We start from the raw sequence: 12655 nt of genomic DNA, 5'->3' as shown, positions 1-12655 counted from the left end.
CGCGCTCGACCTCAGCACACAGGACACAGACAAGATGGACGCGAATCGACGCGCGTTTCTCGGGACCGCAGCCCTCGGGGCCGGCGGTCTCGTCGCCCTGACCCAGGGGGCCGCCGCCGCGGCGACCGATCACGGGGCGCCCGGGGCCGGCGGCTTCGGGCGGGACGTTCAGCAGCTGCCCCCCGGCGCTCCGGTCGCCTACCACGACCCGAAGGATGTCGGCGCCATGCCGGACTTCCACTTCTCGCTCGACGGCAACGTCCCCAAGATCACGTCGGGCGGCTGGGCCAAGGAGGCGACCGTCCACCAGTTCCCCATCAGCAAGGGGATCGCGGGCGTACACATGTTCCTCGATCCCGGCGCGTCGCGGGAGCTGCACTGGCACGCCATCGCGGCCGAGTGGGCTTACGTCATCGACGGCCGATGCCAGACCGTGGTCCTCGATCCCTCGGGGGCGAGCGAGATCAACAACTACGAGCCGGGCGACCTGTGGTTCTTCCCCAAGGGGCACGGCCACTCGATCCAGACGATCGGCGACAAGCCGTGCCACTTCATCCTGTCGTTCGACAACGGCGCCTTCTCGGAGCACGGCACGTTCTCGATCACCGATTGGGTCGACGTGTCGCCGAAGGACATGCTGGCCCTCGATTTCGGCCTGCCGACAGCCGCGCTGAACGCGTTCCCGAAGGGCGAGGCCTACATCCAGGCCGGGCCGGTGATCCCGCTCGCCCAGGCGCTCGACGCGCCCTGGCCGAAGGAATCGACCCACAAGTTCCGGCTCCTGAAGGATCCGCGCGCGGTCCGCGACTTCGACGGTGGGACGTTCCGCCTCGCCACAGTCGACGAGTGGCCGGTGTCCAAGTCGATGTCGGGCGGCGTGATGACGATCCGGCCGGGCCAGATGCGCAAGTTCCACTGGAACGTGAACGCCAACGAGTGGCACTATTACCTGAAGGGCAAGGGTCAGGTGGCCCTGTTCGGCTCGGGCGGCCGCGGCAAGGTCGCGGAGTTCAAGCCCGGCGACGTCGCCTACATCCCCATGGGGTTCGGCCACGCGATCAAGAACGTCGGCGACGACGATCTCGAGATCGTCCAGACCTGGGACAACGGCAAGTTCGAGGAAATCGACCTCGATGCCTGGATCAAGGCGAGCCCGAACTATCTCCTCGCCAACAACTTCACCGGCGTCCCCGCCGACACGCTCGCGAAGCTGAAGCAGGGCTGAGACGACGCTCGATCCGGACCGACAGGGCTCAGACCCGGTCCTGTCGGTCCCGGCCGCCGCGTCCTCGGGACAACCGGTCGACGGCTATGGCTGCCAGGCGTCCACCGGCTTCCGTTCGGCCTCGGCGCTGGCATCGATCTCGGACTGGAGCGCCCGCAGCGCCTCGGGGACGCCCTTTCGGCTCGCCGAGGACAGGACCAGCGGCGCGCGGCCGGCGGCGCGCTTCAGCTTGGCCACCTGGCTCTTGAGCGTGTCGGCGTCGAGGGCGTCGGCCTTCGAGAGCGCCACGATCTCGGGCTTCTCCGCGAGGCCGTTGCCGTAGGCCTCGATCTCGCCGCGCACCAGCTTGTAGGTCTTGCCGGCATGCTCGCTCGTGCCGTCGACGAGGTGCAGCAGCACCCGGCAGCGCTCGACATGGGCGAGGAACTTGTCGCCGAGGCCGACGCCCTCATGCGCGCCCTCGATCAGGCCCGGGATGTCGGCGAGCACGAATTCGCGCCCGTCCGAGCGCACCACGCCGAGGCCGGGATGCAGGGTGGTGAACGGGTAGTCGGCGATCTTCGGCTTCGCGGCGGTGACGCTCGCCAGGAAGGTCGACTTGCCGGCATTCGGCAGGCCGACGAGGCCGGCATCGGCGATCAGCTTGAGCCGGAGCCAGATCCACATCTCCTGGCCTTCCAGGCCGGGATTGGCGTGCTTCGGGGCGCGGTTGGTGGACGTCGTGAAATAGGCGTTGCCGAAGCCGCCATTGCCGCCCTTCGCGAGGCGGATCCTCTGGCCGACCTCGGTCAGGTCGGCGAGCAGCGTCTCGCCGTCCTCGGCGAAGATCTGTGTGCCGGCCGGGACCTTCAGGACCGTGTCGGCGCCGTTGGCGCCGTGGCAGTTCGAGCCCATGCCGTGCTCGCCCTTCTTGGCCTTGAAGTGCTGCTGGTAGCGGTAGTCGATGAGGGTGTTGAGCCCCTCGACGCACTCCACCCAGACATCGCCGCCCCGGCCGCCGTCGCCGCCGTTCGGCCCGCCGAACTCGATGAACTTCTCCCGCCGGAACGAGACGCAGCCGGGACCGCCGTCACCGGAGCGGACATAGACCTTGGCTTCGTCGAGGAATTTCACGACCTGAATCCTTTGTCGGGTGCGGATTCGCGACCCGCACCATCACCCTGTCGACGGCGGCCGGCCAGCCCCGGCGCCGAAAGGCCGCCTCAGGCGGCCCGCGTCATCGCCGGCTCCGACGGCGGGTTCTGCCAGCGCCGCCGGTCGAGGCTGAAGAGATCGACCGGCAGATCCGCGCCGCGCGCCGGGAAGGGCCGGGTCGCGCTGCCGGCCTGCACGAAGCCACAGGTCTCCAGAACGTGCCGGGACGCCGGGTTGACCGTGCGGGCCGACGCAGCCAGTTCCGTCCCGCCGGTATAGGCGAAGAAGGCGTGGCACAGAGCCGTCACGGCCTCGGCCATCAGGCCGCTGCCCCAATAGGGCTGCCCGAGCCAGTAGCCGAGTTCCGGCGGCCCCTCGGTCCGCCCCTCGATGCTGATCACACCGATGAGGCTGCCGGGCGCCGCCCGCGGCGCGAGGGCGAGCGTGAGGGCCGACCCGGCGGTGTTCTGCGCGCGCGCCTGCAGCAGGAACGCATCCACCACCGGGGCCGGAAGCGGGTGCGGCACCCGCGCCAGCATCGCGGCGACAGACGGATCACCGGCCAGCTTCAGGATCGCGTCCCTGTCCTTGGCGGTCGGCCAGCGCAGCCACAGCCGCCGCGTCTCGATCCGGAAAACGTCATCACGGGTCAGATCGGGGAACATCGTGCCCTCGCAGGGCGGCGTTCCCGGCTCCGGGACACCGCCTCAAGACGACGAAGGGGAGGATGGCGTCCCATCCTCCCCGGGTGTTCCGTCCGAACCGGCCCGTCAGGGGCTCGGCAACGACGTCTCCGGTCCGGTGTGGGACACCGGGCGGGACGCCAGCTTCGCCTCTAAAGGCGCCCGCCTCTTATTCCGCGGCCTCGGCCAGCGGGGTTACGGCCACGAAGGCGCGCCCGCGGCGCGTCTCGAAGCGGACATGGCCCGGTACCAGCGCGAAGAGCGTATGGTCCTTGCCCATGCCGACATTGGCGCCGGGATGCCATTTGGTGCCGCGCTGACGCACGATGATGTTGCCTGGAATCACGGCTTCCGCGCCGAACTTCTTGACGCCGAGGCGCCGGCCTTCCGAGTCGCGACCGTTGCGGGACGAGCCGCCTGCCTTCTTGTGTGCCATGGGATGAACTCCGAAATCTGATGGGCTTGGATGCGGTCGCGGATCGGACCCTCAGGGATCCTCACGCGCCCAGCGTCTGGCGTGCGTCAGGCCGAAATGCCGGTGATGCGCACGACCGTGTGGTCCTGCCGGTGACCGCGCTTGCGGCGCGAGTTCTGCCGGCGGCGCTTCTTGAAGGCGATGACCTTCTTGTCGCGGCCGTGGCGCACGATCTCGCCGGTGACGCTGATGCCCGACAGGGTCGGGGCGCCGACCTGGGTCGCGCCCGCGCCGTCGGCGAACAGGAGGACCTCGCCGAAGGTCACGGCCTCGCCGGCCTCGCCCGCCAGGGAGGCGATGGTGATGGTGTCGTTGGCGGCGACGCGGTACTGCTTACCGCCCGTCTTGATGACTGCGAACATCGTTCTCTCGTGTTCTCGAACGGCCTCCGGGGCGGCTGCCCCTGGACCGGCTTCTTGTTTGAAGTCATTGTGCGGGCTTTCCGCCCGGACAACGCGAAACGCGCGGACCTCAAACAGAGGCCGCGCGCCATGCGGGGTCACTACGAGCCTGATGCCGCCGTGTCAATCCGCGCCGGACTCCCGGGGCTCCGTCAGCGGATCGGGGCGCCGGTCGCCAGGACGCCCTTCGCGACACTGCCCTCGGGGCCGAAGGCGGCCAAAGCCTCGGAGCACCAAGCCTCGCGGCCGTCGGCGGCGAGCTGCTGGCGCACCTGCAGGGCGCGCTGCTTCAGCTTCTCCTCCAGCATCGCTTCCTGTCCGGCATTGACTCGGGCCGCGAGACGGAGCGTCGTGAGCTGTCCGGCCCTGACCTGCACGCCCGGGCAGGCCTGTTCGGCGATGATGGTCGTCGCCGCCGCCGTCGCATAGTTGTCGAGGGGCGAAGCCGCCGCGGCGGGCGCAGGGGCGCGGGCGGCCGGCGCGGGGACCTGCGCCGCGGCGGCTCCCGCGAAGCACAGGGCCAGGGCAAGACTGAAGACACCGGAACGCCGCACGGCTCAGACCTCCAGGGTGGCGCCGACCTGCGCGGTGATACGCCCGTCATGCGCGGGACGAGGCCGGGTGCCACTGAGGAGAAGCGTCGTCATCTGGGGGCATCCCTTCGCTGCGGCGCCGCGACGGCGGTTGACTACACCCCCGGCGGCGAGGCGTCACCCGCCCGGTCAGACCGCGCGGCTCGACCCGGTCTTATGCGCGGCCGCGGGGCGCCGCACATGAGCGAGCTCCTCGGCGTGTGGGTCCGCCCGCCCATTCATCCGCAGGGTCGTTTCGGAGCGCCGCAGGCGAGCCCGGATCCGGAAACACCGTCGGTTCCCGGCGTCGGCGCGTCGGGCTCCGGGCCCCGCCGTGCGGGACCCTTGCCGGTTGCGAAGCCGCGCTGTCGGCTCCGCGGACCGAGTCGGCCGATCGTCAGGGCGCGGCCTTGAACTCGCCCTCGATGCGCAGGCTCACCTCGTCGCCGAGCTGCGGCAGATAGGCGTTGATGCCGAAATCCGAGCGCTTGATGACCGCCCGGCCGTCGAAGCCCACGGTGTAGCGCTGATCCACCGGATGGATGCCGGCCTGATTGAACGTGGCGTCGATCGCAAAGGGCCGGACCGTGCCGCGCAGGTTCAGGTCGCCGGTGATCCGCGCCGTGGTCGGGCTGGTGGGCTCGACCTTCGTGGCGGTGAAGGTGGCGTTCGGGAACTTGGCCGTGTCGAAGAAGTCCGGGGCTGCGAGGTGCTCGTTCAGGCGCGCGCTCCCGGTCATCACGCCGCCCAGGGGCACGGTGACCTCGAGGCGGCTCTTCTCCGGCGCCTTCGGATCGAGCTGGAGCGTGCCGCTGAGACCCGCGAACTGGCCGTAATAGGTCGAGTAGCCGAGATGCGAGACGGACCACGTGATCTTGCCGTGATCCGGATCGAGCACGTAGCTCCCGGGCCGGACCTGCGTCGGATCCGCGCTCGGCGCGACCGGGACGGGGGCCGTTGACGGATCGTCCGCCCCCCGGGCCGGGCCGAAGCACAGCAGGCCCAGCAGGGCAAGAAGTGGCGCGCGCATGGTCATCCCCCCGTGACCGGCCAAGCGCGGCCGGCGCGGCGCCCGTGATTTCATGATCTCCCTGCGCGCTCAAGCACGTCTGGCGGAGGGCGCCGCGGTTCTGTAGGCATCCCGCGACAGCGACAGGCGTGGCATGATCGGCAAGCTCAAGGGCGTCGTGGACTCGTTCGGCGAGGATTTCGTGATCCTCGACGTGTCGGGCGTCGGCTATATCGTGCATTGTTCGGCGCGCACCCTGCAGCGCATGCCCAAGGTCGGCGAGCCCGCTTCGCTGTCGATCGAAACCCATGTCCGCGAGGACATGATCCGCCTTTACGGCTTCCGCTCGGATGCCGAGCGGGAATGGTTCCGCCTGCTTCAGACCGTGCAGGGCGTCGGCGCGCGGGTGGCGCTGGGCGTGCTCTCGGTGATGGAGCCCGAGGCGCTGGCCAGCGCCATCGCCACCGGCGACAAGGGCGCGATCAGCCGGGCTCCAGGGGTCGGGCCGCGTCTGGCGGCACGGCTCGCCGCCGAGCTCAAGGACAAGGCCCCGGCCTTCGCGCCGATCGACCCCGCCCTCGTTGCCCTCACGGGAGCCGTCGAGGACGGCGCCGCCCCCCAGCCGGTGGCGGATGCCGTCTCCGCCCTGGTCAATCTCGGCTACCCGCAGGTCCAGGCCGCCGCCGCCATCGCTGCGGCTCTCAAGGGTGCGGGCGAGGGCGCCGAGGCCAAGGTGCTCATCCGGCTCGGCCTGCGCGAACTCGCGCGCTGACGCGCCCCGGAACCGTTGGGGCGCACTTAGATCGCACGCCCTTGACCCGCGCGGGCCGCGGTGCCATGTCGACCGCAGCCAATAAGGCATTGAAAAGCCAGCTACTTTTCAATTCTTCTAAACTGGCGCAGGTGCCCGGGACGGTCGTCGACGACCGCTGCGGGCGCGGGGATGACGGGATTTGCGGCGCGCATGATCGTCTGTTCTTGTAACGTCATATCGGACGGCGCGGTCCGCGGCTGCCTCGCACCCGGCCCGGGCTGCCCGCGCACGCCCGCGCAGGTCTATGCCTGTCTCGGCTGCAGCCCGAAATGCGGGCGCTGCGCCCGCACGATCCGGGCGATCATGCAGAGTGCCCTGGGCCAAGCCGCGCCGGCGGAGAGCAGCCATGCCTGCACGACGACTTGCGCAAGCGCGTGTAGTTTGGTGAAGTTCCAAACTGCGGATGAGGGAGTCGCGGCCTGATGCTTCTACCCCCCGCCTGAAAGCACGGTAAGGAGTACGGGGGCATGAAGGGCGACACCAAGGTCATCGAGTATCTGAATCGCGGCCTGCGCAGCGAGCTGACGGCCGTCAGCCAGTACTGGCTGCATTTCCGCATGCTCAATGACTGGGGCTACGTCGAGCTGGCGAAATTCTGGCGCAAGGAATCGATCGAGGAGATGAACCACGCGGACCGGTTCATCGACCGGATTTTGTTCCTCGACGGATTCCCGAACCTGCAGGAGCTCGACCCGCTGCGGATCGGCCAGAACGTCCAAGAGATCCTGGATTCCGATCTCGCCGCCGAGAACGAGGCCCGCAGCCTCTATCTCGAGGCCGCGAAGTACTGCGATTCGATCAACGACCGGGTCTCCAAGCGCCTGTTCGAGGATCTGGCCGAGGACGAGGAGGGGCACATCGACTTCCTCGAGACGCAGCTGGAGCTGATCAAGCAGATCGGCCTGCCGCTCTACGCGCAGAAGCATATCGGCGGCCTCGAGCAGATCGCCCCCGAGAAGGAGTGAGGTTGCCCGGGCTCCCGCCGCCCCTGCGGCAGACGGGGAGCCCGGACACCGACGCAGGACGGGCCGGCGCGGTGCGGATCCTGCGCGCAGCAAGGTGGGTTGGGGAACGGAATGCGGCTCGTGGTGGTCGGCGCCGACGGGCGCATGGGGCGGATGCTGATCCGCGCGGTGGCGCAGTCTGAGGGCTGTACGCTCTCGGCGGCGATCGAGCGCGAAGGCTCCCCGGCCCTGGGGCAGGATGCGGGTCTGCTCGCCGGTCTCCAGCCCCTCGACGTGCCGGTCACCGATGACGCGCTCGCGGCCTTCGCGGCCGCCGACGGCGTCCTCGATTTCACCGCGCCCGCCGCCACGGTGGCCTTCGCCGAACTGGCGGCCCAGGCCCGCATCGTCCACGTCGTCGGCACGACCGGCCTGTCCGAGGACGATTTCGCCAAGCTGAAGGCGGCCTCGTACCATGCCCGGATCGTCCAATCGGGCAACATGTCGCTCGGCATCAACCTGATGGCCGAGCTGGTCCGCCGGGTCGCGAAGGCGCTGGGCGACGAGTTCGACATCGAGATTGCCGAGATGCATCACCGCATGAAGGTGGATGCGCCGTCCGGCACGGCGCTGATGCTGGGCGAGGCCGCCGCCGAGGGCCGCGGCGTCGACCTGAAGACGGTCCGCGTCTCCACCCGGGACGGGCATACCGGCGCCCGCCGGCCCGGCGATATCGGCTTCGCCACCCTGCGGGGCGGCAGCGTCGTCGGCGACCACAGCGTAATCTTCGCCGGCACCGGCGAGAGCCTGACGATCAGCCACCACGCCGCCGACCGCGGCCTGTTCGCCACGGGCGCCGTCAAGGCCGCGCTCTGGGCGCATCCCAAGCCGCCGGGGCTCTACACGATGGCCGACGTCCTCGGCCTGTGACCGGGAGCGGTGCATCCATGGAACGGCTCCTCGTCCTCGTCCGGCACGGCCAGAGCGAGTGGAACCTCCAGAACCTGTTCACGGGCTGGCGCGACCCGGACCTGACCGAGCGCGGCATCGCCGAGGCCCGGGCGGCCGGCCGCGGGTTGAAGCGGGACGGCTACGGCTTCGATGTCGCCTTCACCTCCGAATTGTTGCGGGCCCAGCGCACCTGCTCGCTGATCCTGGAGGAGATGGCTCTCCCGGATGTTCCGATCATTCGGCAGAGGGCCCTCAACGAGCGGGATTACGGCGATCTCTCCGGCCTCAACAAGGACGCGGCCCGCGCCCGATGGGGTGACGCGCAGGTCCATACCTGGCGCCGGTCCTACGACGTGCGGCCGCCCGGCGGCGAGAGCCTGAAGGACACTGCCGCGCGGGTGCTGCCCTATTACATCGCGGCGATCCTGCCGCGGGTGATGGCCGGCCAGCGGGTCCTGGTGGCGGCCCATGGCAATTCGCTGCGCGCCCTGGCGATGGTCCTCGATGGGCTGAACGAGGAGCAGGTGCCGGATCTCCAGATTCGGACCGGGGTCCCGCTGGTCTACCGCCTCAACGGCGACACCACGGTCGCCTCGAAGATCGTGCTGGAGCAGGATGTCGACGCGGGCCGCTGAGTGGCGACGGAACTCGCCCCCGGCCTGATCCACCATCCCGGCTTCCTCGATGCGACGGCCCGCGCCCGGCTCGCCGCCGAGATCGCCGCCATCCTCGAAACGGCGCCGCCCGTGACGCCGCGGATGCCGCGCACCGGCAAGCCGTTCTCCGTACGGATGTCGAATGCCGGTCCCCTCGGCTGGGTCTCGGACGTCGCGGGCTACCGCTATCAGCCGGACCATCCGGAGACCGGGCGGCCATGGCCGGCGATGCCGCCGACCGCCCTCGCGGCCTGGGCGGTGTTGGCGAACTGTCCGGTGCCGCCGGAAGCCTGTCTCATCAACCTCTACGCGCCGGGATCCCGCATGGGTCTCCACCAGGATCGCGACGAGGCGGATCTCTCGGCGCCCGTCCTCTCGCTCTCCCTCGGTGCGGCGGCACTGTTCCGCTACGGCGGCCTGAGCCGCGCGGATCCGACGCGCTCGATCCGCCTGCAGGCCGGCGACGCGCTGGTGATCGGCGGCCCCTCGCGCCTGATCTACCACGGCATCGACCGGCTCTACCCGGCCGGCGACCTTCTCGCGGAGACGGCCGATCTCGGTTTTCTCCCGCCGGGCGGCCGCTGCAACCTCACTCTGCGGCGCGTCACGGAGCCGGCACCGCCGTGGCGCTAGAGCGATCGCCGGAATGCGGGCCGGCCGCGATGCCGGCGCCCGCGCGGATGGATCTGCCGCTGGCCCGGGCAGCCCATCTCGGCCTCGCGGCCGCCGTGATCGGGCTGGGGCTGCTGCTGCGCGTGCCGGCGTGGAACCTGCCGCTCGCGGTTCACCACTACGGCGGCGGCATCCTCTGGGGAGCGATGCTGTTCCTGCTGGTGGCCGCCCTGTGACCGGCCGGCTGGGATCTGCGCACCTGCATGATCGCCGCCTTCTTCGGCGCCGGGCTCATCGAAGCGAGCCGTCTCGTTCATACCCCGGCGCTCGACGCCTTCCGGGCAACCCTGCCGGGCCAGCTCCTCCTCGGCACACTCGTCTCCCCGTGGAATCTCTGCGCCTACGCCGTCGGGATCGCCGTCACGGCGGCGTTGGCGGTTTCCTTTCATCGTGATCGCAGGCGCGCGGCATTGCCGGCTTGACAGATCAGGTCGCCGGGCAGACCCATCGCGAGCGGACTAACCCCAAGTTGGGTCCACGAGGAGAACCGGTTTTCGATGCGGATGCGCAACCTGACGCTGCGTCTCGGACGGGTTCTCGGCGCTGCCGCGCTTGCGGTGAGCCTTGGCTCCGCGGCCTGGGCCGGAGATCCTGTCTACCCGCCGGGCTCGCGCTTCGGCTTCGATCCGCCGGCCGACATGTCGCTGTCGCGGCGCTTCTCGGGCTTCGAGCGGAAGGAGGGGGGCGCGACCGTGTCGGTCGTCGAGCTGCCCGCGAACGCCTTCGCGGAACTCGTCAGCGGCTTCACCGACGCCAACCTGTTGAGCCAGGGCTTCGCGGTCGAGAAGCGCGAGGAGGTCAAGATCGGCGACAACGAGGGCATGCTCTACACCGGTGAGCAGCCCGCCGATCCGGCCTCGTCCGCTCCGGCGATCCGGAAGTGGATTCTCGTGGTCGGTACGCCGAGCGTGACCGGACTGATCATCGCCCAGGCGCTGCCCGACGCCGAGACCGAGGTCTCGATGCGCAAGATGGTGACCGGCGTCACCCTCCGGCCTGCGCTGACGCTGACCCAGCAGGTCGACGCGCTGCCCTTCCGCATCGCCGACATGGCGGGCTTCCGGCCGGTGCGAGTGATGGCCGGCAATTCGATCCTCCTGACCAGCGGCCCCAAGGACCAGATGCAGAATCTGGAGCAGCCGATCCTCGTCCTTGCCCAGGCCGTGCAGCAGCCGCCCTCGGCCGAGCAGCGGGACGGCTTCGCCCGCGCCGCCCTGGCCTCGAACCAGACCATGAAGGACTTCGTCATCGAGCGGGCCCAGAGCTACCGCTCGAACGGCGTCGACTGGCACGAGATCGTGGCCCGCGCCCTCGACCAGCCGACCAACCTGCCGGTGGTCGTCATGCAGACCATCCGGTTCGCGCCGGATGGCTATCTCCGCGCCCTCGGTGTCGTGCGGCAGGATCAGCGCGACGGCGTCCTCGCCAAGTTCCGCCAGGTCGTGGACAGCGTGCAGGTGAAGTAGCGCCTCACCACACGGCGGCCTGCCCGTCGCGGCGCGGGTCGCTCGCCGCCACGTAGCCTTCGACCGCCGGATCGCCCATCCGCCAGATGAACTGGCCGGCGCCGAAATCCTGGTAGCTGTCCTCGATCACCTCGAGCCGGTGGCCGAGGGCCTTCAGGCGGTCCAGGGTCGCCCGCGGCATCGCCGCCTCGACGTTGATGTCGAGACCCTCGTTCACCCGCCACCGCGGCGCGTCGCAGGCCGCCTGCGGGTTCTGGCCGTGGTCGATCATCCGCACCAGCGTCTGGACATGGCCCTGCGGCTGCATGTTGCCGCCCATCACGCCGAAGCTCATCACCGGCGCGCCGTCCCGGGTGAGAAAACCCGGGATAATGGTGTGGAACGGGCGCTTGCCCGGCGCCACCACGTTCGGGCTCGCAGGATCGAGCACGAAGCCGTAGCCGCGGTTCTGCAGGGAGATCCCCCAGCCCGGAACGACCACGCCCGAGCCGAAGCCCATGAAGTTCGACTGGATGAAGCTCACCATCATCCCGGATTCATCCGCGGCGGTGAGGTAGATCGTGCCGCCCGCGGGCGGCTTGCCGGGGCCGAAGACCTGGGCGCGGTTCCGGTCGATCAGCTTGGCGCGCTCCGCCAGATAGGCGCGGTCCAGCATGGCTTCGGGCGTCACCTCCATCCCGCGCGGGTCGGCGACGTACCGGTAGGTGTCGCTGAAGGCGAGCTTCATCGCCTCGATCTGGAGGTGCTGCGCCTCCGGTCCGTCCACCGGCAGGCTGCCGAGGTCGAACTGCTCCAGGATGCCGAGCGCGATCTGTGCCGCGATGCCCTGGCCGTTCGGCGGGATCTCGTGCAGCGTGTAGCCGTGGTAATCCTTGGCGGTCGGCGTCACCCATTCGGGGCGGTACGCCGCGAGGTCGGCGGCCGTCATGGCGCCGCCATGGGCCCGCGCGTGCGCGGCGATCGCCTCGGCGATCTCGCCCCGGTAGAAGGCCTCGCCCTTGGTCTCGCCGATCAGCCGCAGGGTCCGCTCGGCGCCGGGAAAGGTCACCAGCTCGCCGACATCCGGCGCTCGGCCGCGCGGCAGAAAGAACTCCGCGAAGCCCGGCTGGCGGGTGATCGCCTCGATCCCGGCGGCGGCCGCCCATTTCTGCTGCACGACGACCGGCGCGAGATAGCCGTGCTCGGCGATGCGGATCGCCGGCTGCATCAGATCGGCGAAGGGGAGGCGGCCGAAGCGCTCGCTGAGCGCGACCCAGGCGCCCACCGCCCCCGGTACGGTGACCGAATCCCAGCCGCGCATCGGCGTCCGTTCCGCCGGACCGTATTTCCGCAGGAAGTAGTCCGGGCTCCAAGCGGCCGGAGCCCCGCCAGAGGCGTTGAGGCCGTGCAGCGCCTTCCCGTCCCACAGGATGCAGAAGGCGTCGGAGCCGAGGCCGTTGCTGCACGGTTCGGTCACGGTCTTGGCGGCCGCCGTGGCGATCGCGGCATCGACCGCGTTCCCGCCGGCCTGGAGCATCTGGATGCCGGCCTGTGCCGCCAGCGCGTGCGAGGTGGCGACACAGTTGCGCCCGAACATCGGCATGCGCAGGGACGGATACCCGGTCACCCAGTCGAACGGCTTCATGGCACTGTTCCCGGCCTCGGCAGCGGATC

General features: G+C 70.1%; 17 protein-coding genes. 10 read left to right on the top strand and 7 right to left on the bottom strand.

The window, feature by feature from the left end; genetic code table 11:
• Nucleotides 1-34: 34 nt before the first annotated feature.
• Nucleotides 35-1225 carry a cupin domain-containing protein gene (locus tag A3862_RS01765; RefSeq protein ID WP_043754985.1) on the top strand — a complete coding sequence of 397 codons (1191 nt, stop codon included), beginning with the start codon at nucleotides 35-37 and terminating at the stop codon, nucleotides 1223-1225.
• Nucleotides 1226-1309: 84 nt separating this feature from the next.
• Here A3862_RS01765 and obgE read toward each other — a convergent pair whose 3' ends face one another.
• The 6 genes from obgE to A3862_RS01735 all read right to left on the bottom strand — a co-directional run bounded on the left by obgE (nucleotide 1310) and on the right by A3862_RS01735 (nucleotide 5520).
• Complete coding sequence (gene obgE / locus A3862_RS01760) at nucleotides 1310-2338, bottom strand: GTPase ObgE (protein WP_043754988.1); 1029 nt, start codon at nucleotides 2336-2338, stop codon at nucleotides 1310-1312.
• 89 nt (nucleotides 2339-2427) lie between these two features.
• Nucleotides 2428-3024 (bottom strand): GNAT family N-acetyltransferase, encoded by a 597-nt coding sequence (locus tag A3862_RS01755; RefSeq protein ID WP_043754990.1) that lies wholly within the window; start codon nucleotides 3022-3024, stop codon nucleotides 2428-2430.
• A gap of 187 nt (nucleotides 3025-3211) precedes the next feature.
• Nucleotides 3212-3478 carry a 50S ribosomal protein L27 gene (gene rpmA, locus A3862_RS01750; protein ID WP_043352185.1) on the bottom strand — a complete coding sequence of 89 codons (267 nt, stop codon included), beginning with the start codon at nucleotides 3476-3478 and terminating at the stop codon, nucleotides 3212-3214.
• 86 nt (nucleotides 3479-3564) lie between these two features.
• Nucleotides 3565-3879 carry a 50S ribosomal protein L21 gene (gene rplU / locus A3862_RS01745; protein WP_010683509.1) on the bottom strand — a complete coding sequence of 105 codons (315 nt, stop codon included), beginning with the start codon at nucleotides 3877-3879 and terminating at the stop codon, nucleotides 3565-3567.
• 191 nt (nucleotides 3880-4070) lie between these two features.
• Complete coding sequence (locus tag A3862_RS01740) at nucleotides 4071-4472, bottom strand: hypothetical protein (protein WP_043754991.1); 402 nt, start codon at nucleotides 4470-4472, stop codon at nucleotides 4071-4073.
• Nucleotides 4473-4887: 415 nt separating this feature from the next.
• Nucleotides 4888-5520 (bottom strand): YceI family protein, encoded by a 633-nt coding sequence (locus tag A3862_RS01735; RefSeq protein ID WP_043352189.1) that lies wholly within the window; start codon nucleotides 5518-5520, stop codon nucleotides 4888-4890.
• Between the two features lie 133 nt (nucleotides 5521-5653).
• Here A3862_RS01735 and ruvA point away from each other — a divergent pair, with 133 nt between their 5' ends.
• The 9 genes from ruvA to A3862_RS01695 all read left to right on the top strand — a co-directional run bounded on the left by ruvA (nucleotide 5654) and on the right by A3862_RS01695 (nucleotide 11002).
• Nucleotides 5654-6271: a Holliday junction branch migration protein RuvA gene (gene ruvA / locus A3862_RS01730; RefSeq protein WP_043352190.1), complete on the top strand. Its 618-nt coding sequence runs from the start codon at nucleotides 5654-5656 to the stop codon at nucleotides 6269-6271.
• A gap of 192 nt (nucleotides 6272-6463) precedes the next feature.
• On the top strand, nucleotides 6464-6736 hold the full coding sequence (locus A3862_RS31905; protein ID WP_078947121.1) for a (2Fe-2S)-binding protein: 273 nt from the start codon (nucleotides 6464-6466) through the stop codon (nucleotides 6734-6736).
• A gap of 44 nt (nucleotides 6737-6780) precedes the next feature.
• Nucleotides 6781-7278: a bacterioferritin gene (bfr, locus tag A3862_RS01720; protein WP_043380322.1), complete on the top strand. Its 498-nt coding sequence runs from the start codon at nucleotides 6781-6783 to the stop codon at nucleotides 7276-7278.
• A gap of 111 nt (nucleotides 7279-7389) precedes the next feature.
• A complete protein-coding gene (dapB, locus tag A3862_RS01715; protein ID WP_043754993.1) occupies nucleotides 7390-8187 on the top strand; it encodes a 4-hydroxy-tetrahydrodipicolinate reductase in 798 nt (265 codons plus the stop codon).
• Between the two features lie 17 nt (nucleotides 8188-8204).
• The gene (locus tag A3862_RS01710; protein WP_043380315.1) at nucleotides 8205-8843 is read left to right on the top strand and encodes a 2,3-bisphosphoglycerate-dependent phosphoglycerate mutase; all 639 of its coding nucleotides are present in this window, start codon (nucleotides 8205-8207) and stop codon (nucleotides 8841-8843) included.
• Complete coding sequence (locus A3862_RS01705) at nucleotides 8844-9497, top strand: alpha-ketoglutarate-dependent dioxygenase AlkB (protein WP_043355683.1); 654 nt, start codon at nucleotides 8844-8846, stop codon at nucleotides 9495-9497. It abuts the gene before it with no gap.
• Nucleotides 9498-9526: 29 nt separating this feature from the next.
• Nucleotides 9527-9712 carry a hypothetical protein gene (locus tag A3862_RS32490; protein WP_335645390.1) on the top strand — a complete coding sequence of 62 codons (186 nt, stop codon included), beginning with the start codon at nucleotides 9527-9529 and terminating at the stop codon, nucleotides 9710-9712.
• A 27-nt stretch (nucleotides 9713-9739) separates the two neighbouring features.
• Nucleotides 9740-9958 carry a DUF2809 domain-containing protein gene (locus A3862_RS32485; RefSeq protein ID WP_335645389.1) on the top strand — a complete coding sequence of 73 codons (219 nt, stop codon included), beginning with the start codon at nucleotides 9740-9742 and terminating at the stop codon, nucleotides 9956-9958.
• A 75-nt stretch (nucleotides 9959-10033) separates the two neighbouring features.
• Nucleotides 10034-11002 (top strand): hypothetical protein, encoded by a 969-nt coding sequence (locus A3862_RS01695; RefSeq protein ID WP_043754995.1) that lies wholly within the window; start codon nucleotides 10034-10036, stop codon nucleotides 11000-11002.
• A gap of 4 nt (nucleotides 11003-11006) precedes the next feature.
• Here A3862_RS01695 and A3862_RS01690 read toward each other — a convergent pair whose 3' ends face one another.
• Nucleotides 11007-12626: a gamma-glutamyltransferase family protein gene (locus tag A3862_RS01690; protein WP_043754998.1), complete on the bottom strand. Its 1620-nt coding sequence runs from the start codon at nucleotides 12624-12626 to the stop codon at nucleotides 11007-11009.
• Nucleotides 12627-12655: the final 29 nt, after the last annotated feature.

Origin of the sequence: Methylobacterium sp. XJLW (assembly GCF_003254375.1) — a bacterium.
GTDB lineage: Bacteria > Pseudomonadota > Alphaproteobacteria > Rhizobiales > Beijerinckiaceae > Methylobacterium > Methylobacterium fujisawaense.
This window is presented reverse-complemented; position numbering and strand designations above follow the sequence as displayed.

Coding starts and splice junctions, on each gene's coding strand:
- A3862_RS32485 (WP_335645389.1), top strand. CDS start 9,740: ATGATCGCCGCCTTCTTCGGCGCCGGGCTCATCGAAGCGAGCCGTCTC.
- A3862_RS01695 (WP_043754995.1), top strand. CDS start 10,034: ATGCGGATGCGCAACCTGACGCTGCGTCTCGGACGGGTTCTCGGCGCT.
- A3862_RS01735 (WP_043352189.1), bottom strand. CDS start 5,520: ATGCGCGCGCCACTTCTTGCCCTGCTGGGCCTGCTGTGCTTCGGCCCG.
- bfr (WP_043380322.1), top strand. CDS start 6,781: ATGAAGGGCGACACCAAGGTCATCGAGTATCTGAATCGCGGCCTGCGC.
- A3862_RS01755 (WP_043754990.1), bottom strand. CDS start 3,024: ATGTTCCCCGATCTGACCCGTGATGACGTTTTCCGGATCGAGACGCGG.
- A3862_RS01690 (WP_043754998.1), bottom strand. CDS start 12,626: ATGAAGCCGTTCGACTGGGTGACCGGGTATCCGTCCCTGCGCATGCCG.
- A3862_RS32490 (WP_335645390.1), top strand. CDS start 9,527: ATGCCGGCGCCCGCGCGGATGGATCTGCCGCTGGCCCGGGCAGCCCAT.
- dapB (WP_043754993.1), top strand. CDS start 7,390: ATGCGGCTCGTGGTGGTCGGCGCCGACGGGCGCATGGGGCGGATGCTG.
- A3862_RS01710 (WP_043380315.1), top strand. CDS start 8,205: ATGGAACGGCTCCTCGTCCTCGTCCGGCACGGCCAGAGCGAGTGGAAC.
- rplU (WP_010683509.1), bottom strand. CDS start 3,879: ATGTTCGCAGTCATCAAGACGGGCGGTAAGCAGTACCGCGTCGCCGCC.
- A3862_RS01765 (WP_043754985.1), top strand. CDS start 35: ATGGACGCGAATCGACGCGCGTTTCTCGGGACCGCAGCCCTCGGGGCC.
- A3862_RS31905 (WP_078947121.1), top strand. CDS start 6,464: ATGATCGTCTGTTCTTGTAACGTCATATCGGACGGCGCGGTCCGCGGC.
- rpmA (WP_043352185.1), bottom strand. CDS start 3,478: ATGGCACACAAGAAGGCAGGCGGCTCGTCCCGCAACGGTCGCGACTCG.
- ruvA (WP_043352190.1), top strand. CDS start 5,654: ATGATCGGCAAGCTCAAGGGCGTCGTGGACTCGTTCGGCGAGGATTTC.